The organism is Tepidibacillus infernus (assembly GCF_048898065.1).
Lineage (GTDB): Bacteria > Bacillota > Bacilli > Tepidibacillales > Tepidibacillaceae > Tepidibacillus_B > Tepidibacillus_B infernus.
In genome coordinates this window covers 1347319-1372412 of record NZ_JBLWFI010000001.1, presented here as the reverse complement: position 1 = coordinate 1372412, position 25094 = coordinate 1347319, and the positions used below count along the sequence as shown (strand labels likewise).

33 protein-coding genes and 1 pseudogene are annotated in these 25094 nt (G+C 35.7%); 25 read left to right on the top strand and 9 right to left on the bottom strand.

Annotated features, from left to right (window positions below):
* The first annotated feature begins 77 nt into the window (after positions 1-77).
* From TEPIDINF_RS06995 to TEPIDINF_RS06980, 4 genes are all read left to right on the top strand, one after another.
* Positions 78-737 (top strand): TVP38/TMEM64 family protein, encoded by a 660-nt coding sequence (locus TEPIDINF_RS06995; protein WP_069798861.1) that lies wholly within the window; start codon positions 78-80, stop codon positions 735-737.
* A gap of 139 nt (positions 738-876) precedes the next feature.
* Entirely contained in the window at positions 877-1308 is a 432-nt protein-coding gene (locus TEPIDINF_RS06990; RefSeq protein WP_082732438.1) for a MarR family winged helix-turn-helix transcriptional regulator, read from the top strand.
* Between the two features lie 14 nt (positions 1309-1322).
* Complete coding sequence (locus tag TEPIDINF_RS06985) at positions 1323-2936, top strand: MDR family MFS transporter (RefSeq protein WP_421691616.1); 1614 nt, start codon at positions 1323-1325, stop codon at positions 2934-2936.
* A 125-nt stretch (positions 2937-3061) separates the two neighbouring features.
* Complete coding sequence (locus tag TEPIDINF_RS06980) at positions 3062-3700, top strand: hypothetical protein (protein WP_421691615.1); 639 nt, start codon at positions 3062-3064, stop codon at positions 3698-3700.
* Positions 3701-3742: 42 nt separating this feature from the next.
* Here the strand turns inward: TEPIDINF_RS06980 and TEPIDINF_RS06975 are convergent, their stop codons facing one another.
* The gene (locus TEPIDINF_RS06975) at positions 3743-4243 is read right to left on the bottom strand and encodes a DUF3907 family protein (protein ID WP_421691614.1); all 501 of its coding nucleotides are present in this window, start codon (positions 4241-4243) and stop codon (positions 3743-3745) included.
* A gap of 106 nt (positions 4244-4349) precedes the next feature.
* Here TEPIDINF_RS06975 and TEPIDINF_RS06970 point away from each other — a divergent pair, with 106 nt between their 5' ends.
* From TEPIDINF_RS06970 to TEPIDINF_RS06960, 3 genes are all read left to right on the top strand, one after another.
* A complete protein-coding gene (locus tag TEPIDINF_RS06970) occupies positions 4350-5903 on the top strand; it encodes a rhomboid family intramembrane serine protease (protein ID WP_421691613.1) in 1554 nt (517 codons plus the stop codon).
* A gap of 74 nt (positions 5904-5977) precedes the next feature.
* A complete protein-coding gene (locus TEPIDINF_RS06965; RefSeq protein WP_068725106.1) occupies positions 5978-6259 on the top strand; it encodes a hypothetical protein in 282 nt (93 codons plus the stop codon).
* 83 nt (positions 6260-6342) lie between these two features.
* Positions 6343-6870, top strand: coding sequence for a hypothetical protein (locus TEPIDINF_RS06960; protein ID WP_421691612.1), 528 nt, complete (start codon positions 6343-6345; stop codon positions 6868-6870).
* 67 nt (positions 6871-6937) lie between these two features.
* Here TEPIDINF_RS06960 and TEPIDINF_RS06955 read toward each other — a convergent pair whose 3' ends face one another.
* Positions 6938-7174, bottom strand: coding sequence for a helix-turn-helix domain-containing protein (locus TEPIDINF_RS06955; RefSeq protein ID WP_068725102.1), 237 nt, complete (start codon positions 7172-7174; stop codon positions 6938-6940).
* A gap of 147 nt (positions 7175-7321) precedes the next feature.
* Between TEPIDINF_RS06955 and TEPIDINF_RS06950 the strand changes: the two genes are divergently transcribed.
* Positions 7322-8491, top strand: coding sequence for a diguanylate cyclase domain-containing protein (locus TEPIDINF_RS06950; RefSeq protein WP_421691611.1), 1170 nt, complete (start codon positions 7322-7324; stop codon positions 8489-8491).
* A gap of 228 nt (positions 8492-8719) precedes the next feature.
* Positions 8720-9349: a metalloregulator ArsR/SmtB family transcription factor gene (locus tag TEPIDINF_RS06945; protein ID WP_069798847.1), complete on the top strand. Its 630-nt coding sequence runs from the start codon at positions 8720-8722 to the stop codon at positions 9347-9349.
* A gap of 2 nt (positions 9350-9351) precedes the next feature.
* Here the strand turns inward: TEPIDINF_RS06945 and TEPIDINF_RS06940 are convergent, their stop codons facing one another.
* Positions 9352-9924, bottom strand: coding sequence for a DNA-3-methyladenine glycosylase I (locus TEPIDINF_RS06940; RefSeq protein WP_421692153.1), 573 nt, complete (start codon positions 9922-9924; stop codon positions 9352-9354).
* Between the two features lie 162 nt (positions 9925-10086).
* Between TEPIDINF_RS06940 and csaA the strand changes: the two genes are divergently transcribed.
* From csaA to TEPIDINF_RS06920, 4 genes are all read left to right on the top strand, one after another.
* Positions 10087-10416, top strand: coding sequence for a chaperone CsaA (gene csaA / locus TEPIDINF_RS06935; RefSeq protein WP_069798843.1), 330 nt, complete (start codon positions 10087-10089; stop codon positions 10414-10416).
* A gap of 615 nt (positions 10417-11031) precedes the next feature.
* Positions 11032-12150 (top strand): ABC transporter ATP-binding protein, encoded by a 1119-nt coding sequence (locus tag TEPIDINF_RS06930; protein ID WP_421691610.1) that lies wholly within the window; start codon positions 11032-11034, stop codon positions 12148-12150.
* Between the two features lie 34 nt (positions 12151-12184).
* Entirely contained in the window at positions 12185-12847 is a 663-nt protein-coding gene (locus tag TEPIDINF_RS06925) for an ABC transporter permease (RefSeq protein ID WP_069798838.1), read from the top strand.
* Positions 12848-12877: 30 nt separating this feature from the next.
* Entirely contained in the window at positions 12878-13771 is an 894-nt protein-coding gene (locus tag TEPIDINF_RS06920) for an ABC transporter substrate-binding protein (protein WP_069798836.1), read from the top strand.
* 60 nt (positions 13772-13831) lie between these two features.
* Here the strand turns inward: TEPIDINF_RS06920 and bacA are convergent, their stop codons facing one another.
* From bacA to TEPIDINF_RS06905, 3 genes are read right to left on the bottom strand one after another with little or no spacing between them, the layout of a single operon-like run.
* Entirely contained in the window at positions 13832-14650 is an 819-nt protein-coding gene (gene bacA, locus TEPIDINF_RS06915) for an undecaprenyl-diphosphate phosphatase (RefSeq protein ID WP_421691609.1), read from the bottom strand.
* 9 nt (positions 14651-14659) lie between these two features.
* Positions 14660-15913, bottom strand: a complete 1254-nt coding sequence (locus TEPIDINF_RS06910; protein WP_421691608.1) for a VTT domain-containing protein — start codon at positions 15911-15913, stop codon at positions 14660-14662.
* Positions 15914-15950: 37 nt separating this feature from the next.
* Positions 15951-16559, bottom strand: a complete 609-nt coding sequence (locus TEPIDINF_RS06905) for a DedA family protein (RefSeq protein WP_069798831.1) — start codon at positions 16557-16559, stop codon at positions 15951-15953.
* Positions 16560-16785: 226 nt separating this feature from the next.
* Between TEPIDINF_RS06905 and TEPIDINF_RS06900 the strand changes: the two genes are divergently transcribed.
* Positions 16786-17334, top strand: coding sequence for a sigma-70 family RNA polymerase sigma factor (locus TEPIDINF_RS06900; protein WP_068725066.1), 549 nt, complete (start codon positions 16786-16788; stop codon positions 17332-17334).
* 233 nt (positions 17335-17567) lie between these two features.
* Positions 17568-17807, top strand: coding sequence for a hypothetical protein (locus TEPIDINF_RS06895; RefSeq protein ID WP_153012025.1), 240 nt, complete (start codon positions 17568-17570; stop codon positions 17805-17807).
* A 73-nt stretch (positions 17808-17880) separates the two neighbouring features.
* On the opposite strand, the gene TEPIDINF_RS06890 is transcribed toward TEPIDINF_RS06895, so the two are convergent.
* Positions 17881-18381 carry a hypothetical protein gene (locus TEPIDINF_RS06890; protein WP_068725062.1) on the bottom strand — a complete coding sequence of 167 codons (501 nt, stop codon included), beginning with the start codon at positions 18379-18381 and terminating at the stop codon, positions 17881-17883.
* A 114-nt stretch (positions 18382-18495) separates the two neighbouring features.
* Between TEPIDINF_RS06890 and TEPIDINF_RS06885 the strand changes: the two genes are divergently transcribed.
* The 5 genes from TEPIDINF_RS06885 to TEPIDINF_RS06865 all read left to right on the top strand — a co-directional run bounded on the left by TEPIDINF_RS06885 (position 18496) and on the right by TEPIDINF_RS06865 (position 20651).
* A complete protein-coding gene (locus TEPIDINF_RS06885) occupies positions 18496-18720 on the top strand; it encodes a DUF1659 domain-containing protein (protein ID WP_068725060.1) in 225 nt (74 codons plus the stop codon).
* Between the two features lie 68 nt (positions 18721-18788).
* Positions 18789-19010: a DUF2922 domain-containing protein gene (locus TEPIDINF_RS06880; protein WP_068725057.1), complete on the top strand. Its 222-nt coding sequence runs from the start codon at positions 18789-18791 to the stop codon at positions 19008-19010.
* 100 nt (positions 19011-19110) lie between these two features.
* Positions 19111-19263, top strand: coding sequence for a YvrJ family protein (locus TEPIDINF_RS06875; RefSeq protein WP_068727545.1), 153 nt, complete (start codon positions 19111-19113; stop codon positions 19261-19263).
* Between the two features lie 164 nt (positions 19264-19427).
* Entirely contained in the window at positions 19428-20216 is a 789-nt protein-coding gene (locus TEPIDINF_RS06870; protein WP_421691607.1) for an SDR family oxidoreductase, read from the top strand.
* A 42-nt stretch (positions 20217-20258) separates the two neighbouring features.
* The gene (locus TEPIDINF_RS06865) at positions 20259-20651 is read left to right on the top strand and encodes an Asp23/Gls24 family envelope stress response protein (RefSeq protein ID WP_068727541.1); all 393 of its coding nucleotides are present in this window, start codon (positions 20259-20261) and stop codon (positions 20649-20651) included.
* A 64-nt stretch (positions 20652-20715) separates the two neighbouring features.
* Here TEPIDINF_RS06865 and ftsW read toward each other — a convergent pair whose 3' ends face one another.
* Entirely contained in the window at positions 20716-21822 is a 1107-nt protein-coding gene (ftsW, locus tag TEPIDINF_RS06860; protein WP_068725052.1) for a putative lipid II flippase FtsW, read from the bottom strand.
* A gap of 151 nt (positions 21823-21973) precedes the next feature.
* On the bottom strand, positions 21974-22693 hold the full coding sequence (locus TEPIDINF_RS06855; RefSeq protein WP_421691606.1) for an N-acetylmuramoyl-L-alanine amidase: 720 nt from the start codon (positions 22691-22693) through the stop codon (positions 21974-21976).
* Positions 22694-22857: 164 nt separating this feature from the next.
* On the opposite strand from TEPIDINF_RS06855, the gene safA reads away from it, so the two are divergent.
* The 5 genes and pseudogenes from safA to TEPIDINF_RS06830 form a co-directional block, all read left to right on the top strand.
* Positions 22858-23505: a SafA/ExsA family spore coat assembly protein gene (gene safA / locus TEPIDINF_RS06850; RefSeq protein WP_153012080.1), complete on the top strand. Its 648-nt coding sequence runs from the start codon at positions 22858-22860 to the stop codon at positions 23503-23505.
* Between the two features lie 95 nt (positions 23506-23600).
* A complete protein-coding gene (locus TEPIDINF_RS06845; RefSeq protein WP_068725048.1) occupies positions 23601-24041 on the top strand; it encodes a CBS domain-containing protein in 441 nt (146 codons plus the stop codon).
* 142 nt (positions 24042-24183) lie between these two features.
* Positions 24184-24561 (top strand): YhjD family protein, encoded by a 378-nt coding sequence (locus TEPIDINF_RS06840; RefSeq protein ID WP_068725046.1) that lies wholly within the window; start codon positions 24184-24186, stop codon positions 24559-24561.
* Positions 24545-24877: a hypothetical protein gene (locus tag TEPIDINF_RS06835; protein ID WP_308789543.1), complete on the top strand. Its 333-nt coding sequence runs from the start codon at positions 24545-24547 to the stop codon at positions 24875-24877. Before TEPIDINF_RS06840 ends, TEPIDINF_RS06835 begins: the two co-directional genes overlap by 17 nt.
* Positions 24878-24962: 85 nt before the next feature.
* Positions 24963-25094, top strand: a pseudogene (locus TEPIDINF_RS06830) (RNA-guided endonuclease TnpB family protein); the annotation flags it as partial.

The window sequence follows — 25094 nt, the reverse complement described above, 5'->3', positions numbered from 1 at the left end:
ATAAAGCTAATCACAACAAAGTTGATTATGTTACAATAAAAAAGGAATAAGAATTTAATAGTGGGGGCAGTCATCTTGTGAAAAAATGGGTGATCATTGGGATTGTAATATTTGTTTTAGGATATCTGCTTTTTGGTACGGAAATGGGTACGATTTTAAGACATGGGAACTTGAATGCACTGGTTAAGCATTTGAAATCGTATGGTTGGTTAGCCATTCTGATTAGCATTATCATTGTAATTATTCAAACCTTTTTTCCTTTTATCCCATTTGTTCTTTTAGCAGGGGCAAATGCACTAGTTTTTGGTTTGTGGCATGGCTATTGGATTAGTTGGATGGCTGCAGTGATCGGCGCAATCGTCTCTTTTTTATTTGCAAGATATTTAGCACAAGATTATGCAATGAAGCAGGCATCAAAGTATAAGCTTCTGGATAAGCTAAATTTACATATTAAGAAAAATGGCTTTTTTATTTTCCTGTTAGCAAGAGTCATCCCTGTGATTCCCTCAAGTGCTGTAAATTTTATTGGTGGTATTTCTCCCTTATCTTTTCGTCAATTTTTCTGGTCTACGGTGGTTGGCAAATTACCGATTGTATTCCTTGAAACCCTGATGGGGCATGATATGGTTTACTTTAAGCAACATCCTAAGCGACTCATGATTGTCGTGATTATTTTCACTTTGCTTGTATGGATTGGTTATCTATTGAATAAAAGATTAACCCTAAAAGGTAAATGACTTTCATAACTTTAAGATAAAAGGAACTGAAGTGAAATAAGCTTCCGTTCCTTATTTTTGTGGGCTAATTTGGGTGTTGCATTAATTTATGATTTTGATTAAAATAGTTAAGTCACTTAAATATTAGGAGGATTAAGTGTTGGATAAAAAAACATTAATAAAAGAGTTTACCAGTATTTTTTACGAGATTACGCAAATGATTGGCATTGAGAAAAATAAATTTCTCAAGTCAGGAATCTCTTGGAGTCAATTTTGGGTTTTAAAAATGCTAAATGATCAAGGACCTTTAAAAATAACCGAAGTTGCAGAAAAAATGGGTGTAAGTGTACCAGCTGTAACTGCACTTTCAGATAAATTAATCCGCCAAGAACTGGCTGAAAGAGATCGTTGTGACGAGGATAGACGTGTTGTTTATTTGCACATAACAGAAAAAGGTACAGAGCTTCTTCAAGAGTTTCGCCAATATCGTCATCAGATGATGGAGAAATATATGGAAGGTCTTCCCGTAGAAGATCTTCAACATTTAATACGTATTTATAAAAAAATAAGGGATAATATGAAAACATCATAGATGGAGGAGATCAAATGGAACATTTAGAAAATAAAAAGAAAATTACCGTCATGTTAACCATCATGATGGCCATGTTTTTTGCTTCTTTAAGTCAGACCATCGTAGATACAGCTCTTCCAAAAATTGTAGCTGATTTAGGTGGTATGGATTATTATACTTGGATTTTTACAATTTACATGTTAGCAACAAGCATCACTGTCATTCTTGTGGGAAAACTATCTGATATTTATGGCCGTAAATGGTTTTTAATTTCTGGAATTAGTGTCTTTATGATCGGAGCATTTTTATCAGGGACGGCAACTTCAATGACCCAATTAATTATTTATAGGGGAATTCAAGGTTTGGGTGGCGGTACGATTATGTCCTCATCCATGACCACTGTTGCGGATTTATTTTCTCCAGCAGAAAGAGGAAAATGGCAAGGTTTGATGGGTGCTGTTTTTGGATTATCTAGTATTATTGGTCCGACATTAGGAGGATTTATCGTTGATCATTACTCTTGGAACTGGATTTTCTGGGTGAACCTACCAACTGGAATTCTTGCATTGATCTTGATTTATATTTTGTTTCCTAAACATGAAGCTCGTGTAGAAAAAGCGAAAGTAGATTACTTTGGAGCCATGTTCTTAGTGGTTACCTTAGTTCCTTTGTTGCTTGGTTTTTCATGGGCAGGTAATAAGTATGCTTGGGGTTCAACACAAATTATTACTTTATTTATTATCGCTGCGGTTGGCCTATTCTTATTCATTTTGATGGAAAGTAAGGTAGCTGATCCAATTTTGCCACTACATTTGTTTAAAAACAGTATTTTCACCGTTGCTAATACTATTGGTTTCTTAACAGGTATTGGATTATTTGGCTCGATCATGTTTATTCCTTTATTTATACAGGGTGTAATCGGTTCTTCAGCTACTCAATCAGGATTAGTTCTTATGCCAATGACGATTAGCATGGTGATTGCTAGTACACTGAGTGGTCAAATCACTTCAAAAACTGGGAAATATAAAAAGTTGGCCATTTTTGGAGCGACTGTGGTTGTTATTTCCATGTACTTATTGTCTCGTATGGATATCAACACAACAAATATAACGGCTGTTATCAATATGGTTATTTTAGGAGCAGGATTGGGAATTATCATGCCTTTGTTTGTGCTAACGGTGCAAAATGCGGTTTCACCACAATTTCTTGGTGTGGCCACATCCTCTGTTCAGTTATTTAGACAGATTGGTGGAACGGTTGGCGTCGCGATCATGGGAACGATTATGTCCCATAAAATGAATGAAGATCTTGCTAAACTTATTCCTTCAAAGGCAAAAGAGTTATTTGCCAAATCAGGTTTAAATCAATTAACTAATCCTCAAGTATTATTTGATCCCGAGGGAATAGAAAAGATTAAGGCTATGATCCCACCTGAAGCTTTAAACATTTTTAACCAAATTGTAGAAGCCGTTCGAGTTGCTCTTTCTCATGCAATTGAATCTGTCTTCTTCTATGGATTTTTAATTATGTTTATCAACTTAGTTCTTGTATTTTTTTTGAAAGAAATACCATTAAGAAAATCAACTCGTGAGAATAAAAGAGAAATAAAGAAAGAAAAAACAAATCATGATTTTTTAACTCAAGAATAACCAAAGCTTTCTAAAATTAACTTATTCAATCTTTTTTCATTGTTTTAACCTTCTTTTTCTTTTTTCTATGGTATAATAGATTTGTCGAAATATGAGATGTTGGAAAAGAAGGAAAGGATTGAACAATGATGTATAGCCGTTTTATTAAAATATGGGCTTTACTATTCCTTGTCCTAATCCTATCGAATCAGGGATGGATAATCATAGCAAAAGCAGAAGAAAAGGAATTTGTGGTAGACGATCCGTATCAATACTTTTCTGAAGCAGATAAGGAAAGAATTGAAAACGAAGTTAAAAAATTGCCTGAAATCTACAAGATTATCGTTCTTCCAAGTGGTAAGGAAGGAATCGATCTTGAGGCCAAAACAATGTTCCAACGGAGAAATTTTTCGCAGGATACGATTATGATTCTGATATTTACCGATCAGAAGGAAATCTTTGCTGTTACTGGCGAGGCGCTACAAAAAAAGGGATTAGATGATGTTTTTTTTAAAACTGAAATTGAACAGTATTTCGTTCCTAATGTGAAAGCTGGGTCTGTTCCTCTCGCGTTGATCAATCTAACAAAAGGAATTAGTCAAGATTTTTCTAAATATCTTGTAGAAAAAAAGGATTCACCCAAAATCCCGGAGGCACCAAAAAAGCTAATAGCAGAAGAAGACCACTCTTCTACAAACAATATGAACCAAATCGTATGGATTGTTGGTTTGTTCATTTTGATTGTCATTTTTTGGATCGTAAAGCGCTTAAAACGCAAAAAATAACAACCCTTCACTATTTAAAGTAAGGGTTGTTTTATTTCTGCTCTAATCAAATTGTTCTCCTTGTTGCAGTCTTTTTTTGGTTACATAATCTGTTTCATAATAGCTTAATTCTTCACGTAAGACTTCAAAGGTTTTGGATAATGCAAGAATGATTTTTTTTATATCTGGGTGTGGGGTATAAGAAAATTTGATCGCATCTTTTCCGGTGTAGGAATGTCTACCATCCTCTTCATAGACTTCGTGTGCAGGGTAATAGAATTTATGTACACAAAGATAGACTGTTTCATAAAGAATTTGTTCTGCAAAATCCTTATTAAAATGATGGCTTCTAGCAACAACCCCTAGTTTTTGATAAGTATTTTCACAGTTGACTAATAAATGGCGTAAATCAGATAATAATTCACATGTCTTCACTATTTGCCCCTCATTGTAGACTAAATTGTTTATAGCATGGAAATTCAAAAAATGTTCAAGCGATTCATTGATTTCTTTTAATAAATTTTGTGATAAAAGTATAAGCTGTTTAATTTGAGATTCAGGCATTTCCGATTCCTCCACTTTTCTTTTTATTGTAACACCCAATCATTTCCTTTGGTATGAAAATTTGATAAAATAGATAAGTATTCTAAGAATGGTGGGTGTTTCGCTTTTGATCTCTTCAAAAGATTATATGTGGTCTGTCGCTGCTAATTTAATAAGAGAACAAGATTTTTCCCTATTTCATATAGAAGACCAATTGGGTATAAATGATCATTTTCCAACCCTACATTTTATAAAAAATGTTGGACGAAGATACCTTTATCTCCGTTTGATTTCCATTGACTTTATTTGGCCTAATCATTTGCAGCAAGAGATGGAACAAGCTGTAATAAAAGCAGATCAAGTCTCCCGACAAGTATCGGCTAATAGAATGGATTTTTTCAATATTTATCTTTTTCAAGCTATACCTTCTTATGAAATTCAACAAATGATTGCTCAATCCTCTAAAACATTAGGAAACCATTTAGATTTATTTTTTGGTTATGTTGATCTAGAGAACCAACAACTAGGTATTCCCGAAGGCGCTTTTGAATACTTAAAAATAACAAAAGAACCTTTTGTCGATTCTTTTTCAAATCCCATATCGATAGAACCTGAACAGTTAATAGAGGAAATGAAAGAGATACAAAAACGCAAAGAAGAGGAATATAAACAAGTATTTCAATTTGGGAAACCAATCCTAACTTATTTCCTTATTGCAATTAATGCAGTTTTTTTCTTATTAATGACCCTAAAGGGTGGAAGCACCGATACAGAAGTACTTCTTGATTTTGGTGCAAAGGAATCCTTTCTCATCACCCAAGGAGAGTATTGGCGACTCTTTACCCCGATTTTTTTACATATTGGATTTCTCCATTTTGCATTAAATAATGTGGCCTTGCATTATCTTGGACAGATGACAGAGAGAATTTACGGATCAACTCGTTTTCTTCTCATTTATTTGTTCGCTGGGATCATTGGGAATATTAGCAGCTTTTTATTTGCTCCAAATAACATTGGAGCAGGGGCATCAGGTGCAATTTTTGGCCTTTTTGGCGCATTATTATATTTTGGCTATGTGAATCCGGATTTGTTTTTTAGAACCATGGGAAAGGATATTATTAGTGTAATCATGGTCAACCTCGTTTTTGGAATGGTGGTTCCAAACATCGACAATTATGCCCATCTTGGGGGACTCATTGGTGGTTTCTTGATAGCAGCGATCGTCCATCTACCAAATCAGAAGCATAATAAATGGTTGGTTACTTTAACTGCAACCATGATCTTACTTATCGTTTCAGTTAGTACTTGGTGGGGAATTAATGGGAGGGAAGTGAAAGGAAGCGAAGCTCTTCTATTAAAGGGGGAAAAAGCGTTACAAAATAATAACCTAAATGAAGCACACACCCTATTTAACCAATTGGTTAAATCTTACCCAGATAACCCTTATGCACATTATTATTTTGCTAGCACTTTACTGAAAGAAGGACAATTGGAACAGGCTGCAGCGTATTATCAAAAAAGTCTGGAGTTACAACCAAAATTGTATCAAGCTCATTATTATCTTGCCCTGATTTCTATCTTTGAGAAAAACGAGCAGGAAGCAATCCAGCATTTACAAAAAGCATTAGAAATCAATCCAGATTTTAATGAGGCAAAACAACTATTAAAAGAAATACAATAGGACAAATGGTTCATATGTTTCCCTTTCTTTATGATGTAAAATAAAAATAAACATCGTGAAAAGGAGACAATAAGATGAGCGAATATGACCAAACCATTATTAAAGAATTCAATTCTTTTTTAGAAGAAATTACTGATCATAGGAAAGACGTATATAAAGTGATTGATTTTTTAAATACTCTTTTAAGAGTCAAAAATACGATTCCCCCTACTGTAGAGGTTGTCACCATTTTAAGAAATGAAAGACCTATTTTATTTCAATCCCTAAAACAGATTATCTCTCCAGTTAGTCCATTATATATGATTATAAAATTGGATATGGATCTAGATGAAGCAAAAAAACGATTAGCACTCTGATTTGCCAAAATCAGGGTTTTTTTTTATACTTGAATAGGAACATATGTTTGTATATAATGATAACAAAGGGGGTAGGGGATTCTGTGAAAAGAATACAATTTTATCCGTTTTTATCGAAGGGATGTGCCTTTTTTGCTACAGCAGTAGCAGGAGAAGGCTTGTATTTAAAGGTACTATACGTAGACGGAACCTCAGAAGAATTACCAACATCCGCACACTCATTTCTACATGGAATTGTTCAGTTCTTTGGATATGATATCGTAGCCTTGCGGAAACAGTATGGACAAGCTATAGGAAAGAGTCAGATGATTCCTCTTCCATTGATTGAGGACTGGATTTTAACACCATTTAAAGTTGCGAGTAAACCAGAAGATGAATTTACAATGGGATGGGTAATCGCCCAGGCGATTATCGGAATCAATAGTGAAAATAGAGCTGTAACAAAATTGTCATTGAAGGGAAACCATACGCTTTATTGTGCTCACGGAGAGAATTACTGTAAACAGCAACTTCGCCATGTGGCCTTAGTTCAACATCGCTATCAGTTTTTGCATCACAAAGGGGACTCTTTCACGGCAAAAGAAGAACAAATCCCTTATCTAGGGATATAAAGCTCATTTTTTTATCATCAATTGATAAAGGTCACTCTGTTCGTGAGTGACCTTGACTCTATGGAGGCTATTCATCGTCTAATTGATACTCATTTTCAACTTCTCTAATTAATTCAGAAGGCTTTATACTTAATGCCTTTGAAAGGGCATAAATCGTGTTCAAGCTAGGTTTGCGTTTTCCTCTTTCTAATAAACTAATATAAGTACGATCAAGCTTTGAGCGAAAAGCCAACTCTTCTTGGGAGATCTTACGGTTAACCCTTAAGTTTTTTAAAACTTTACCAAAGATAATTTGAACGTCCAAGCTGGTTTCTCCTTTTTTTGGGATTCTTGAACCATTATGATTTTTTATTAAGGAAGTTGTCCACGGACAAGAGTCTACAATTTCAGAGAACGCTATGGTAAAATAGTAATGTTTGTGAAAGAAGCCGAATGATGGGGGGGATTAAAATTGAAAAAGTATCTAGGTAGAATAACAGCGGTTTTTGTAGGTCTAATCGTTGTTGCTTTTCATAGTGTTGTAGAATTGGATATTGATCGTCATGACTTGTTCATTGCTGCGATCACTACTTTTATCACCCTATGGTTTGGGGTGCAATATGACAAATCAAGATTATATCTTGAAGAGCTAACGAAGAGTAGGAAAAAGCTTGTCAGGGACATTACTGAACGTAAGATAATTGAGAAAACACTAATGGAAACAGAGGCCAAATATCGGAGTTTGGTTGAGGGTGCATTTGTAGGAATATATATTTATCAAAATGGACGAATTATTTATGCAAATCCTCGTTTTAAAGAAATTATTGGTTATACAAATCAAGAACTTGCTCAAATCAATATTTTGGATCTGATCATCCCTGAAGATAAAGAGTTACTTACAAAATATGCGAAGATGAGTCAGAATGTTGAACATATACATGAACATATAAGAGGGATAAAAAAAGACGGCAGTATCATTTATATAGAGCTACATGCTTCAAAAACAGTCTACCATGATAAAAATGCTTTCATAGGTACCATTCATGATGTGACAGAGCAGAAAAAGGTAGAGAAAAAAATTAATCAACTGGCCTTTTATGATGCCTTAACAGGTTTATCTAATCGTTATCTCTTGAATAAATACCTTCAATATTTCATCAAACGTTCAGAACAGCAAAAAATGATTACGGCATTGATGTTCATTGATTTAGATCGCTTTAAGTTAGTCAATGATACTTTAGGGCACAATGTTGGAGATTTGCTATTACAACAGGCTGCTGAAAGATTAAAGAATTGCATTCGTCAAAATGATCTAGTCTCTCATTATGGTGGTGATAAATTTGTTGTCTTGCTTGAGAATATCGGTAGAAATGAGGTTACAAAAATTGCTGAGCGAATGCTTAATGAGTTTAAATCTCCATTTCTATTAATGGGTCATGTAACATTTGTCACACCTAGCATTGGAATAAGCATTTACCCGTATGACGGTGAAGATATTGAAACCCTTATACGTAGTGCGGATATTGCTATGTATTTGGCAAAGGAAGATGGGAAGAATACGTATCGTTTTTATACCACGGAATTGAGTGATAAATACTACCGAAAACTGCAATTGGAAAATGCCTTACGAAAAGGGTTGTAGCACGACTTGTACACTTTGTGTGCCTTCAGAAGTGCCCTTTTCTCCGTAATCTTTATTCATAGAAGGGCACGGATGACGGAGCGCGATGGAATATACAACCCTTTTTTTATATTGAAATAAAAAAAGTTGATATTGGTAGTTGATTTGATTATTATCTAATTAGATAAATATTAAACAAGTCTTTATTTTTTAAAGTTATTTCATCTAACAGGTTGGAGGGGAATTGGTTTGCAGCTTGATCGGCTTGTTAACTTTCATAAAGTATTAGCAGATCCCACAAGAATAAGAATTCTTGTATTATTAGCAAAAGAGCCATTACACGGGCAGGCATTGGCTGGCAAATTAGGAGTTAAGCCACCAACGATTACACACCATATGATGAAGTTAAGAGAAGTAGGACTGATCTATGAACGAAGGGATAAGAACACCATTTATTTTTATTTAGATGAAAAAACCTTAAGAAGAAAGGCAGAATCAATTATTAAAGTCGTTTTTTCTCATGAACTAAGTGATCAATTAGGAGGTGAGGATATGGAAGAAGAAACGGAAAGGGAGAAAATGAAGAAGGAAAAACTAGAAAAGCAAAAAGTAGAAGTGATCAAAAACTTCTTTACCCCAAATGGAAAGCTTAAAAATATACCTTCTCAAAGAAAGAAAAAGTTATTCGTTTTAGAATATATGATAAAAGAGTTAGAGCAAGGGAAGAAATACTCGGAGAAAGAGATTAATGAACATATTAAACAATTTCATGAGGACTTTGCCACGATTCGTAGAGAATTTATAGTCAATTCTTTTATGTATCGGGAAAACGGAATTTATGAAATGAATCCAAAAGAAATGTGGGCAAAGCCAGAATAAACTTATGCTTTGCCCACTAGTTCCTTATACTTATAGCAATTGGTTGTATGATCCATCACCATTCCAGTTGCTTGCATAAAGGAATAGCAGATGGTTGAACCGACAAATTTGAAACCCCGCTTTTTTAAATCCTTACTCATCAGATCTGATTGTGGTGTGGTGATAGGGACTTCTTCTTTGCTTTTCCAATGATTGATGATCGGTTTTCCATCTACGAATGACCAAATGTATTCTCTAAAAGAACCAAATTCCTCTTGAACTTTTAAGAATGCTTGAGCATTGGTGATTGATGATTGGATTTTTAAGCGATTACGAATAATTCCTTTATTGACTAGTAGCTCTTCAACTTTCTTTGAGTCGTATAAGGCCACTTTTTTCGGGTCAAATTCATCAAAAACGTGACGATAATTTTCTCTTTTCTTTAAAATGGTGATCCAACTTAATCCTGCTTGAGCACCTTCAAGAATAAGGAACTCAAACAATTTCTGATCATCAAAAACGGGAACCCCCCATTCTTGATCATGATAGTCAATATAAAGTGGGTCATCTGTTACCCATGCACATCGACTCTTCATCATTGATTCTCCTAGGATATAGATTTTAACTTCCCTATTTTATATGTAATGATAACTTATGATCAAACTTATTTAGTAATTTCAATTTTATTATGATACATGGTAATAAGCAAGAAGAATAGGGTCAGTCCAATTATGTACGAAAAAATGGGAGGAATTAAAATGGCCACAATAGAGGATTTTCTAAAACTAGATATTCGCATAGGAACTGTGATTGAAGCTCATCCATTTCCAGAAGCAAGAGTACCAGCGATAAAACTATTGATCGATTTTGGTGAGTTAGGTATGAAACGTTCCAGTGCGCAAATCACCAAACGTTATCAGCCAGATCAATTGATTGGTAGACAAGTTGTCGCAGTTGTGAACTTTCCACCGAGAAGAATTGCTGGATTTGAATCAGAAGTGCTTGTGTTAGGGGGAGTGCCTGAAAAAGGTGATGTGATTCTATTAACTCCAGATGAAAAAGTACCCAATGGCACGCCAATAGCTTGATGGAAGTGTATAGCAATAAAAATTAAATAAGGTGAAGTGTCTGCATTCATTATTTGGGGTGCAGCAATATATATGGGTCTTGCCATAATTGGTAAATAAGCAAATTATAACTTTCTTCCACTTGTCATTTAGGGGTTTGTATATTCCATGAGCTGCGACATAGCGTGACTAGCAGCTTTAGCTGTGTAGCACGACTTGTACACTTTGTGTGCCTTCAGAAGTGCCCTTTTCTTCTTAATCTTTTTTTTATAGAAGGGCATGGATGACGGAGCGCAATGGAATATACAACCCTTTTCTTATTTTACACTCTGACCTTTAGATTCTTTATGAAAAGTGCTTATTGAATGGGTAAAACGTAAAATAAATGACATATCGCATGATGATAAGGGAACTTAAGAAACTTTTCTATTCTATGCTTTTGTAATTCAAGATTATTCGACAGGACAAGGTAGGATCATGGAGGATATGAAAGGATATGTAAGGGAAAAAATGCTGAATTTGTTTATTGAAAGGTTTGACTAGGATCTGTATGAATACAGTAGATTATCCGTTTTGAGTGATAATACAGTTTTATGATAAAATTTTATTGTATTCGTTTTGCAAAGGAGGCAAGCTATGATTCGTTTTGAAAATGTGGCCAAAGTTTATGATGATGGATTTCGAGCATTAGACAATATCAACCTTCATATCAAAAAGGGCGAATTATTGGTTCTGATTGGGCCAAGTGGATGCGGGAAAACAACAACAATGAAAATGATCAACCGCTTGATTGATCCAAGTGAAGGAGCTATTTATATTGATAACCAAGAAATTAACACGATGAATCCAGTAGAGTTACGACGTAATATTGGTTATGTCATTCAACAAATCGGATTATTGCCCCATATGACCATTGGAGAAAATGTGGCCTTGGTACCCAAGTTAAAAAAATGGGACACAACAAAGTATTTGAATAAAGTAGATGAGTTGTTAACCATGGTTGGATTGGATCCAGCGATTTATCGGGATCGTTATCCAAAAGAACTAAGTGGTGGTCAACAGCAACGGGTTGGGGTGATTAGAGCCTTGGCAGCTGATCCAAATGTTATCTTAATGGACGAACCCTTTAGTGCATTGGATCCGATTAGTCGAGAGCAACTACAAGATGAACTGATACGGTTACAAGAAGAAATCAAGAAAACGATTGTTTTTGTTACCCACGATATGGATGAAGCACTAAAAATAGCAGATCGAATTTGTATTATGAGAGAAGGCAAAATTGTACAAATCGATACACCGGAAAATATACTACGACATCCAGCTAATGAATTTGTTAAATCATTTATTGGTGAAGAGCGGTTAAATGAAGTAGATTTATTACCATCATTAGAAGAAATCATGGTGAAACCTGTAACTTCAGGGCCAAATCGTGGATTAGCTGAAGCAGTGAAAACCATGAGAACACATCGAGTAGATAGTCTATTGATTGTCGATAAAGAAAATCATTTGCTTGGTTCTGTTGGGGTATGGCAAATTCAACAACATTTTAAGGATGAGACCCTAACAGTGAAAGATGTGATGAAAACTGATTTAATCACTGTTCAATCTGATCAGTCTTTAACAATTGCGATTGAATTAATTCATCAACATAATCTTTCTTATTTACCTGTTGTTACTTCTTCAAATCTTCTAGAAGGGGTCATTACTCGTGCTAGTTTAGTAGAGATCATGGCCAAGAAGTACTCAAATGATTAAGAATATTCCGTCTAAAATCATTGGAGGTGATTGAATGGAACAAACAAGCCAATCTACTTTTTCAGAATTTTTACAAATAGTGCAAGAACGATGGCCAGATATTTTAACAGGTACATGGGAACATATTCAATTAACTCTCTTGTCTGTTCTTCTAGCGATTCTAATTGCTGTTCCATTAGGGATTCTACTAACCCGCCATCGAAAGTTAGCTGAACCAATTATTGGTATCACTGCTGTATTTCAGACCATTCCAAGTCTAGCATTACTAGGATTTATGATTCCGTTATTAGGAATTGGATATACCCCAGCTGTTGTTGCATTAACCATTTATGGATTGCTACCTATTTTAAGAAATGCCTATACTGGGATTCTTGGAGTAGATAAAGCAGCAATTGAAGCAGGGGTTGGAATGGGAATGACATCGAAGCAGGTCCTATACATGATTGAAATCCCATTGGCCTTACCCATTATTATGGCTGGGATCAGGACCGCCACCGTTTTAATTGTAGGAGTTGGAACCTTGGCCTCACTAATTGGTGCAGGGGGGTTAGGGGATTTAATTTTCCGTGGGATCTCGATGGCTAGAAATGAAATTATTCTTATTGGCGCCATTCCAGCTGCCATTTTAGCACTGGTCTTTGATTTTTTACTTAAATGGATCGAATCCATGGTGACGCCAAAAGGAATAAGATCATAAACAAAATTAAAATAGAAAGGGGAACTAATTTTGAAAAAATTTACTTTTGTTTTACTAGCAATTATTCTTGTCTTTTCTTTAGCACTCGTTGGCTGTTCTAGTGGAAAAGATACGATTGTAATTGGAGGTAAGAACTTTACTGAACAAGATGTGTTAGTCTACATGATGAAGGATATCATTGAAGATAAAACTGATTTAAACGTAGAAACTAAGCCTTTCTTAGGTGGAACCAATGTAGTGGCTCAGGCATTAGAACGAGGCGACCTTGATCTATATGCAGAGTATACAGGAACTGCTTTAATCAATCTATTAGGATTAGAAGTGATGAATGATCCTCAAGCCGTTTATGACAAAGTCAAGCAGATTTATAAGGATGAAAAACAATTAGTATGGCTAGAACCATTTGGCTTTAATAACACTTATACTCTAGCGATGAGAAGAGATCAGGCAGAATCACTTGGTATTGAAACCTACAGTGATTTAGCTGAAAAAGCATCAGAATTAGTACTAGGTTCTACTCAAGAATTTTTAGAACGAGCTGATGGGTATAAAGGGTTACAAAAGGTATATAATATGAACTTTAAAGAAGTAGTTGGTATGGACCCTGGTTTAACTTATGCAGCGGTTCGTGACAAGAAAACTGATGTAAATGATGCTTTTGCAACTGATGGTAGAATTGCCGCCTTTGATTTAAAAGTCTTAAAGGATGATAAACAATTCTTTCCACCTTATTATGCTGCACCTGTAGTTAGACAAGATACGCTTGAAAAACATCCAGAAATTGCTGATGCATTGAACCAACTAGCAGGAAAATTAAGTGATCAAACGATGTCTCAGTTAAACTCACAAGTTGACCTTGATGGTAAGGATGCAAAAGATGTCGCCCATGATTGGCTCGTCTCACAAGGTTTAATTAAAGAATAATCAGTGATTAGAAAAATAAACCCTCTATTTTCTTTTTGAAAATGGAGGGTTTTCTGGTTTTTAACCCCTTAAAATAAAGAACCAAAATAAGGCCGCTAAGATAAAACGATAAATAGCAAAAGGAGTTAATTTAACTTTTTGTAATAATTTAAGGAACGAAACAACTGCTAACCATGCGACGATAAATGAAACAATGAAACCGACGACAAAGAATCCAATATCGTTTACTGAAAGGAACTGATAGCTTTTTAATAGATCATATCCACTAGCTGCAACCATCATTGGAATGGCAATGATAAAGGAGAACTCTGCAGCAGTTTTATGATTTGTTCCTACTAATAAACCACCAGCAATCGTTGCACCTGAACGTGAGAAACCTGGCCAAAGAGCAAGAATTTGCGAAAGTCCAATCAAAAAGGCTTGTTTATAAGTAATTTGATCAAGTTCTGTAGCTGTCTCCTTTGTTTTTCTTTTCTCTGCATAAATCATAAAAAGTCCACCAATCACTAAACCGATTAAGACAGTACTTGACGAGAAAAGATAGGTTTTGATTACTTTATGTAGTAAAAGTCCCATTAACATTGCAGGGAAGATCGCAATAAAAATATGGATAAGGTTTAATTGACCTTTAGCAAAAAGTCCACCTTCAGCTTTAAATCCTTTCCTCCAATCTAATAAGCCAAAAACTCTTCGCCAATAAAGAATAGCGACTGCTAAAATGGCCCCTAATTGAATCACGATCTCAAAGGTTTCGGCTTTATTTCCCGTAAAACCTAGCAATTCACCGGATAAAATCAAATGACCTGTTGAAGAAACAGGTAAAAATTCCGTTAATCCTTCTACAATCCCTTGAATGATAGAAACGATATATTTTTCCATAGTGCCCCCCTAATAATTGATTTTTGGAAACAAACGAAAAATCTCTAGCAAAAATACTTGTAAACTTAGCCATACACCGCCAAAGACATATCCAGCAACGATATCACTAGGATATTGCATTCCAAAGTAGATTTGGCTTATTCCAATTAAAAATGAAAAAGATAATACAAGAAAAATAGCCAAATTGTGAACCCACACCCCTTTGATATGACGTACTAGTAAGTAAGCAGTAAAACCAAAAACAACGATAGCGGTTAAGGATTGTTCACTAGGGAATGTATGATGAAACAAAAATCGTAACCCTTCATCTAAGATTTCCCCACCAACCACTACAAGAAAGAGAAAAATGCTTTCCAATTTTCGATCAGGGCTTCTTAACATAATCCATAACCACGTAAATAATATCAAAGGAAGTAATATAAAGATAGTGGAAAGGTGTTGAAAAATTTGCATCCAAGGTTGCCAAGACTGGTCAAAGAGAAGTTTGACCACTAAGGTGGTTATGTTATCAAACTGATTAAATTCCTGTGCTAAAAAATCCTGAATCATACCGAGCATAAGCGCAAAAAAGCCAATAAAAACAATACCTGCACTAGCAATAAGTATTTTTATACGTCCAAGGGTTGGAAACGTATCTAAAGCTTTTTTAAAATTGATTTCTAATCTTTCTTTCAGCCAACTTCGATAAGTTCGATATAGATAAAAAATCGCCAATAAAATAATAGCAATGATTCCAGCAATAATGAGATATTTCTTAATCGAAGTGTGGAATTGTTCCCATTGTGGCCCTAATATTTTTCCTAAAGAAATAAACGTACTAACCCAAATAAATGCACCAAGATAAGCATAAACCATATAGACACGATAAGAAATCCTTGCAGTACCTGAAAAATATCCAGTAATATGCCGAACACCAGGGATGAAGTAAGCGATGACTAGCAATTTATTTCCGTATCGGTCAAACCAAAGAGATACTTTTTCTAGTCTTTCTGGACCTAGATGAATATAATGTCCGTACTTTCTAAAAAAAGGAGTTCCTAAGCGTCTTCCAATCCAATAGGAAATGGTCATTCCAGTAATTGCACCCATTGCAGCCATAAAAATACTAAAGCTCCAATGTAATTGTCCTTGATACACGAGAAATCCAGCATAGCCCATTAAAGCCTCTCCGGGAAGGGGAAGGGCAATTAATTCAAGTAGCAAGGAAATGAATAAGACGAGATAACTATATTGTTCAAATAAAGTTTTAATCCACTCAAACACATTAGATCCTCCAATGTATACAAAAATTTTCCTGGTTCTAGTCTTCACTTACTCTTTTTTGTCTATTCCAGTGATAAAAAAAGAATATAATTGTGAGCAATATAGTTAAAATGATGGTAATTTGTAAATATTTATGCAAGATGATGGAAAAAACGTACCAATGCTCTTTTAATACAATTCCAAGTGTGATAAATCCAAACACCCAAAATAACCCACCTAAAAGGGCAAAGAGAATAAACATTTTATATTCCCATTGACTAATTCCTGCTAAATAGGCAGTTAAATAACGAACTCCGGGGATGAAATAACCAATACTAACAGCAAGCTTACCTTTTTGCTCGAACCATTGTCCCACCTTATCTAATTTTTCAGGGGTTACATGAATGTACCTCCCATATTTTTCAAAAAAGGGATGTCCAAAGGAATAACCGATGGCGAAGCTGATCGACATGCCAGTCATACTTCCTAATAGAGCTATGAAGACAGTCAATAGATAATTAAGTTTTCCAAGGGAGACAAGATATCCGGTAAAGATCATTAAGATTTCATCAGGAATAGGCAGCCCAACAATGCCTAAAACTAGTAAACTAAACAAGCCAAAGTAACCATAGTGTGAAATAAACGGTATTACTACATGCTGTACCAAATCGATCCTCCTTTTGCTTTACCTTGGTTTTTGCTTTTTAATCTCTTTTACACATAAAGACTAACGAGAATAAAGAAAAGTTCATCTTCAATTAATTTGTGAAAAAAATGCGAACATATATTTCTATCAACTTAATAGGCGATATGACGAATAGAATAGATTCAGATAATGTAAAGCTGTGCACAAATTGAAGAAGGCCGGCCTTCATTTAGTGAAGGTGGATTACTTGAATAAAAAAATCGAGCAAGCACAGCAAGGAAACCAACAAGCAATGGAAGAGTTAATTCAACAATACCAACCACTACTGATATCCTTTGCAAAAAGGAAGTATGTCAACCATAGTTTTGAAGAGACGCTACAAGAAGGACAATTAGCTTTTATTATAGCAGTACAACATTTCGATCCAACCTATGGGATCTTTTTTGGGAGTTTCGCCAAACAAAGAATTTGGAGACACTTAACCTCTTTATTGAGGAAGGAAAAGAAATGGCAGGAAACGATCTTAGTGGATGGATGGAAAGAGGATTATAATGCGATTCTATCAACAACAGAAGATTTAGATTTTCGAATCTGGAAGGAACAAGCTGAGTCCATCCTATCTGAAAAAGAGAAGCAATTCTTTGATCTTTTCTGGATAAAAGGTTTCACTGTAGCAGAAATCGCTGAACAAATGAACGTTTCGACTAATACAGTTAAAACATGGAAGAAACGGGCAATCAAAAAATTAAGAGAGGATTTGCTGTCACCCAATCATCCTCCTACAGGCACTATATAAGATGTAACCGGCCGGTGAACAACAAAAAAGGAGGAAATAAAGTATGGCTATTCAATCTAATGAAACTTTAAAAGGGCTTGACTATTACAGTGCTGCCACAGATACACAGTTGCAATGTTTTAAAAATAACGGAATTAGTTTTGTTTGCCGTTATTATACGAGTAACACGACTAGATTGTCAAACGGTCGAACTGCAATTAAGAATTATTTTCTAGGTGTTCAAGATGCTATGAATGAAATACTATCAAATGAACGGTCAAAGATGGATAATTGGAGTTTACGGTGGGTATTATGTTGTAAAAGAGTTAGATGGATACGCTGGAATTTCAAAAACGTGGCAAACATCTTCGTGGAGTGATGGAAAAGATTATGTGTACCGTAATATCTATCAATATCAACATAATGTAAGTTCTTGTAATGTAAATGTTGATTATAATGCTTCCGATGGAAGTCATGGAGGATTTAAACTTTAAAAATAAAAATTATTTTCTGACGCAGGAAATTTATCCTGCGTCTATTTTTAGTTTTAATCAATATGAATGAAACCTACTTAGGCCGATAAAAATTCTGCAATTTATTGGGTATCTCACTCTTCTTAACAAGGCTTAAAATGACAAAAGGTTGAATGAATTGGTATTCACTTATATCATTCACGGCATAAATTCTATCTTTAAAATTCGTATCCCAAATTGGTTCTAAAAGATTATTTTCAATTTTGTATCCTAGAATACGACTAGACACACTATACAAATCCGCCTTTGCTGAAATGCTCCCCGTATAGATAAGATCGTTTTTTGCAAAATCAATGGATTTTAACATCGTTGCAACCGATCGAGTTACTGGAAGATATTTGTTTGAAAAGGCATTCCAGTCAGCCTCATTTTCGAAAATGATCGTTTCATATGGTAAGATATCCTCAATAGTGGGTTTACTTGTAACAAATCCATTAAATAAGATTTCATAGGAAACATCACTTTTCGGGGAACAGCCTAAAGTACCTACAAAGAAAAATATAGAAATGAGCAGAAAAAGAACGGTCTTTTTCAAGATTTTAAACCTCCTCAAAAAAAAGAATGAGATACTTGTCACCCAATCATCCTCCTACAGGCACTATATAAGATGTAACCGGCCGGTGAACAACAAAAAAGGAGGATGATACAAATGGCAGTTAATAGTTTAGCAGATTTATCTAAGATGGTGATTACTTCTCAGGTGGGATTGGATGCAAACAATGAACCTGTGTTAAAAGCCAAAACCTATAATGGGGTAAAACCAACTGCACTCGATCAAGACGTGTTCGATGTTGCTCAAGCCATAGCATCACTTCAGGCCAATCCGGTTTACCGTGTTGAACGTATCGATCGTGAAGAATTAACTCAAGCATAATGAGTAAATTAAGTTTTCTATTGTAAGTGTAGCACACGCAAGTCTAAAAAAAAGAGGAGGAATGAATCATGACTGTCAAAACCTTAGAACTTATTTTCCAAACTGCAGAAGGAAAGAACGCAACCATCTCCATTCCGGATCCAGTTGAACCACTTGACCCAGCAATCGTTAATCAAGTGATGGCACAAATCGTGACTAAGAATATCTTTCAATTCACCAGTGGAGAAATTGTTGCAGCTGTAAGTGCAAGAACGATTGAAAGAACAGTCACAGATATTGCTTTAGCATAACAAAAATGGGGAGGAGACTCCCCATTCTTTACTTTTATGAATGAATGTGAATGACATGGATATCATGATCATGATTTTTGCTAGAAAGGAGAGAAGAACAATGGAACAGTGGATTCCAATGATTGGAGAAGTAGGCTTCCCCATTATTGTTACCTTGTATCTATTGACCCGAATTGAAGGAAAAATCGATGTCTTATCTCATTCAATTACCGAGCTTACAAATAGCATCAACAAATTTCAAAAGCAAGAATAGCTTAACTGAAAGTGAATACGATAAAGATTAAGGTGTGACATGGTATGTAGATATTCGTGTCACATCTTTTTTGCTTGATTTGGACTTGTTTTTTGTAAAATAGGTAGATGAATGTGATAAAATAAGAAAGATAGTAATAGATTATACATAGGAGGGCTTGGTTCATGGAATTAGGGTTAAAAGGTAAAGTTGCCTTTATTACAGCTGCTAGTAAAGGTTTAGGTAAAGCGGTTGCACTTGAATTAGCTCGTGAAGGAGTCCAATTGGCGATTTCTAGTAGAAATAAGGAACAAATTGAAGAAACCGCTGAATTGATTCGCAAAGAAACAGGGACAAGGGTAGAGGCATTTGTTGCAGATGTGAGCAACCCTAACGATGTAAAACAATTTGTTGAGACAATGATTCAAAAGTTTGGAAAAGTAGATATCTTACTAGTCAATGCAGGTGGCCCACCAAGTGGTGAATTTATGCAGTTTGATGATGAAACATGGGAAAGAGCTTTCCAAACTAACCTAATGAGCATCGTCCGTATGGTTAGAGAGGTAGTTCCACATATGCGCAAAAACGGTGGAGGAAAAATTCTTACCATTGCTTCTTCATCCGTAAAAGTTCCGATTCCGGGGCTTGTTTTATCAAATACATTTAGAGCTGGTGTTGCTGGATTGATGAAAACTTTATCAATGGAGCTAGCAAAGGATCAGATTTTGGTCAATGTGGTTGCTCCAGGACGTATTGCAACTGATCGTTTGAAAGAGCTAGATGCAGCAAATGCAGAAAAGTTAGGAATTCCTGTTGAAGAGGTTACCAAAAAAATGGAACAAACGATACCACTAGGTCGATATGGCGGACCCCAGGAATTCGCCAAGGCAGTTGTATTCTTAGTATCTGATGCAAATTCATATATTACAGGTTCTACAATTATGATCGATGGAGGAATGGTTCCATCCCTGTAGAATACTATCTTATCATTAAAAAAATAGGAGATGATCGAGATGATGACTGAAGAAAGAGAAAACGGAAAAATAAAAATTGAGAGTGACGTTGTAGGTATGATTGCTGGCTTGGCTGCAGTGGATACAGATGGAGTTGCTAGCATGTCGGGAGGAATTACTGAAGGGCTTGCAAAAAGAGTAAGTGGTAAAAATGTAGCAAAAGGGGTGAAAGTTGAGGTAGGAGAAACTGAAACTGCCATTGATTTAAGAGTGATTGTGAAATATGGCTACAAAATTCATGAAGTAGCAAGAAATTTACAATTCAATGTGAAAGAGGCAGTTGAATCCATGACAGGATTAAATGTCGTCGAAGTGAATGTGCATGTAGAAGGAGTAGAGATTCAAAAGCCAGAAGAAGAAGAAAAGACAGAAGAAACTACTCTTCGTCTAAAGTAATCTAGCGTTTGTAAACGTTTTAAACGAAATGAAATGACAAAAGCAGCTAAAGGAATCATATTCTTTAGCTGCTTTTGTTGTTTTCTCTAGAAAGACTTAATACAACACCTATTGCCGTCATAACCATGATCAAGGATGAGCCTCCTGCACTAATAAAAGGAAGAGGGACTCCTGTGATTGGAATCGTACCAGTGACCCCACCAATATTGATAAAAGCTTGAATCGCCAATAAGCTTACTACACCTACACCTAGTAAGGTACCAAAAGCGTCCTTTGACCTTAAAGAGATAATGAGGATGCGCCATAACAATAATAAAAAAGCCAAGATAAAAATGGTGACACCAATAAACCCAAGTTCTTCACCCATAACGGAAAAAATAAAATCAGACTGGGGGTAAGGTAAATAGAAATATTTTTGAATCCCTTTTCCAAAACCAGTACCGACAATTCCACCATTGCCAAGAGCCAATAAAGATTGAATCAGTTGATAACTTGTATCCCAAGGATCACTCCATGGATCCAGAAAAGCTGTAAATCGAGCAAAACGATAACTAGCTGATAAAATAAAAATGGTCAGAATAGCAATCGCGGGTACAGATAAATAGAGTATCTGCTTAAGACTTGCTCCTCCAACAATCATCACAATCCCAGCTGTTGCTAATAAAATCATCGCTGTTCCATAATCCGGTTGTACAGCAATTAAAATAAAAAACAATCCGGTAATCAATAAAGCAGGAAGCAACCCTTGTTTAAAGCTACTCATTTTCTCCCCTTTTTTAGAAATCAGCCCTGCTAAGTAGATAATTAACCCCAGTTTAGCAAATTCTGCTGGCTGTATGGTGAAAGAACCAATCCCAATCCAACTTCTTGCACCATTTCGTTCTTGTCCTAGACCCGGAACAAAAACAAGTAATAGGAGAAAAAACGAAGCCATTAAGATGAGAAAAAATTTATTTTTATAAAACACAAATGGGATATTCATGGTTACCAACATACCAAAAAGGCCAATCGCCCCCCAAATCATTTGTCTTTGGGTAAAAAACCAACGGTTTCCCATTTCCCAATAAGAAATCGTATAACTTGCACTAAAAATCATCACGATACCGAACCCAACCAAAACAAGAGTCATGAATAGCAAGAGAAAGTCTGGTGTTCCTCGACTGGGCTTCATTTATGTATTACTCCTTTCAATCGCTATAATACCCACAAAAGTGACGACTTCCTTGAAGTATCTTCCGATTACTTTTGCGGGGCTCTATCTTTCTTTACCTACAAAAAAAGAAGGCATTTATGTTATTCCATAAAGCCTTCTTTTTTTCCTGCTAGTCTTTTTGTTTTTCTAAATATTGTAGTAAACGATCAAGTAAGACCGCGGCATCTTCACGTTTTAACGGTTGCCCTGTACCAAATTGGTCTTGGCTTGTTCCTGTAATGATTCCTATATCATATAACCGTTTAATTGAGGGGTAGGCCCAATGCTTGGGTGTGAGATCTTTAAATGGTAATGGGGTTTCTCCTTTCACTTGCCAATGCTCCTCCTTCCATTTGTTTATCTGTGCAATAAACCAATCTTTGGTTATTCCTGATCCTGGGCAGGTTTTGTTGGCATATTCTCGGTGAAAGACAATATCAACTGTAGTTAGATTTAAATGATCAAGCATGATATTTACTGCTCCCAAAATACTGTCCAATTGCTTTCCTTCTAATACCTCTTGACCCTTATCAAAATTACCAATCATTTCAAACATCATTCCACCTATATTATGACCACTGATTCCTGCAGGAATGACATTTAGATCCCTTCCATCCCAAATTAAACCATCAGGAGAAATGGTAAAATGTTCACCAATGTCACTCCAACCTCTTGTTTCAGTATGGTACCTCCAAATGGCTTCAATTGTTTTTTCTCCTTGATAATCAGTTTTTCTCGGTTTCCAAGTATGGTGAATCTGAATATGATTGATAGGGCGTGTGAAGTTGAAGTTACGAATGAAACGATCAAATTCATCAAGCGTATAGGCTTTAAAATATCTGTTTACCAATTCAATCACCTCCTTCTGTAACTCTATATATTAATATGATTTTTTTCGTCCCATCGGTGACAAGCGATTGCCCCTTTAGGTTTAAGAATGAAAAAAGAAAAGAAAACACAACATAATCTCGATGGAAAAAATCTAATGAGATGAAATGAGAGGAAATGATGAATATGCAAAAATATAGTTTTCGTTGCTTTATTTTTCGTTCGTTTGTATTAACACTTTTACTTTCCTTTTTAACAATAGGTTGGAGTTTTCAAGCTACAGCTCAAGGGACGAACACCTATACAGTTCAACCTGGTGATAGCCTTTGGAAAATCGCTGTTAAATACCAAATAGGGCTATCGGAAATCATTGAGGCCAATCCACAAATTAAAAATCCCAATCTTATCTATCCAAAGCAAAAGGTGATCATTCCAGTTATTGATCGAATTAAGAGCATCGAACACCAGGTTATTCAACTCGTAAACCAAGAAAGACAAAAAGCAGGATTAAAACCTTTACGTGCGAACTGGCAGTTATCCAGGGTAGCTCGTCACAAATCTCAAGATATGAGGGATCAACATTATTTCTCTCACATTTCTCCTACCTATGGTAGCCCTTTTGATATGATGAGAGCGTATCGAATTTCCTTCTCCTATGCTGGTGAAAATATTGCGATGGGGCAAACCACGGCATGGCAGGTGATGAAGGGTTGGATGGGAAGTTCAGGACATCGGCAAAATATTTTAAATCCAAATTTTACAGAAATAGGGGTAGGTTATGCTGAAGGTGGGACTGGCAAATATTATTGGACCCAAATGTTTATTAGGCCGTAAACTGAACGGTCACTCTCGAACTGATGATAAAATGTATAGAATACTCTTTAGGTCTCTGGGTTATGCTAAGGAGAGATTAGAAAGGAGGAAATTAGATGACGACATTACGTGATATTATGACCACGAATGTAGCTACAGTTTCACTTCAAGATAATGCTTATGAGGTAGCACAAAAAATGTCGCAGTTAAATGTGGGCGCTATTCCAGTAGTAGATGGTCAAAATGTAATTGGTATGATTACAGATCGTGACCTTGTATTGCGTGGATATGCCGAAAAACGCTCAGGCTCTTTTGCAATTGATGGGTTAATGTCAAAGGATGTAGTCGTTGGGACACCAGACATGGATGTTCATGAAGCTGCTCGCCTAATGGCAGAAAAGCAAATTCGTCGCTTACCTGTAGTGGAAAATGGTAACCTTGTAGGAATCGTTTCCCTTGGTGATTTAGCAGTAAGAAATATTCATATTGATGAAGCAGGACAAGCATTAAGTAAGATTTCCGAACCGGCACAGCCTGGTACACATGGAACCCTTTAATTAAGGAATAAGTGAAAACCTAAAGTCACAAGGGAGTGAATCTCGTTAATCACTCCCTCATTTTCCCTCTTCTAATCGAACGTTTATTCGCATATAATAGAATTATAAACACCAATTAAGTTATTTTCATGGGGGAATGAGCATGTTAATGTATCCAAAGGAATATCTAGATTTTTCCCATTTGGTGAAGCAGTATGTGATTCTACATATTATGCTTAAAGTACTGGAATTCGACCGTAAAATGATTCAACAATCGGCTTGTAAATTAACAAGGGTTTATCAAGATACATTATTTGAGGTGCAAAAGAAAATCGAAAAAGATTTACGATCGATTAAGAGACAAATGAAAGAGTTAGGAGGGATGGTAATTGAAGAAGAACAACAACGGACGGTTCGCATTGTAAAAGCAAAATTTCGCGGTTTTATCTATACACACCGATTCTTAAATTACATGCTACAGGCTGAAAGTGAACAATTGTTTAAATCCTATGTATCGCAAGGGGATGACCAGAAAAAATGATCAGCCTGATGAAATCCTGCCCCAAAATGGATATAATAAAAATGGAAAAAGGTTACAAGAAAATCAAGATAGAGAAATAGGAGTGAAAAAGCAAATGACAAAGGAAGAAATCCTAAAGGAATTACAGGAAAAAGAGTTAGACGATATCATTGAATTGATTGAGGATGCCGAAAATGGATACCTAGAGGAATTGGAGCTAGTTGAACAAATTGGCTTAATGTATGACCCAAAACTAAATGAAGAGGTTCTAAACCTTTTAAAAAGCCTAGGCGTAAAAATCACTTACGTCGAGGCCGATGATGAGGAAGAGGAATAGAATGGGGAAAGGACAAGGCAGATTTACCCTTCCCGGAAGGATGTGCCTCTACTTTGAGCTTGTGGGAGCCATCCTTTTTTCACCCCTTTTCGTCGATAGCGAAGAAGGTAAGACAGCCAATTACCCTCGTTTCTATCGCCAAGCCTTGGGAAAATTAGCGAAGGAACAGCGTATTCTATCACGCAGAAAGAAAGGCTCTAATCGTTGGCACAAACAG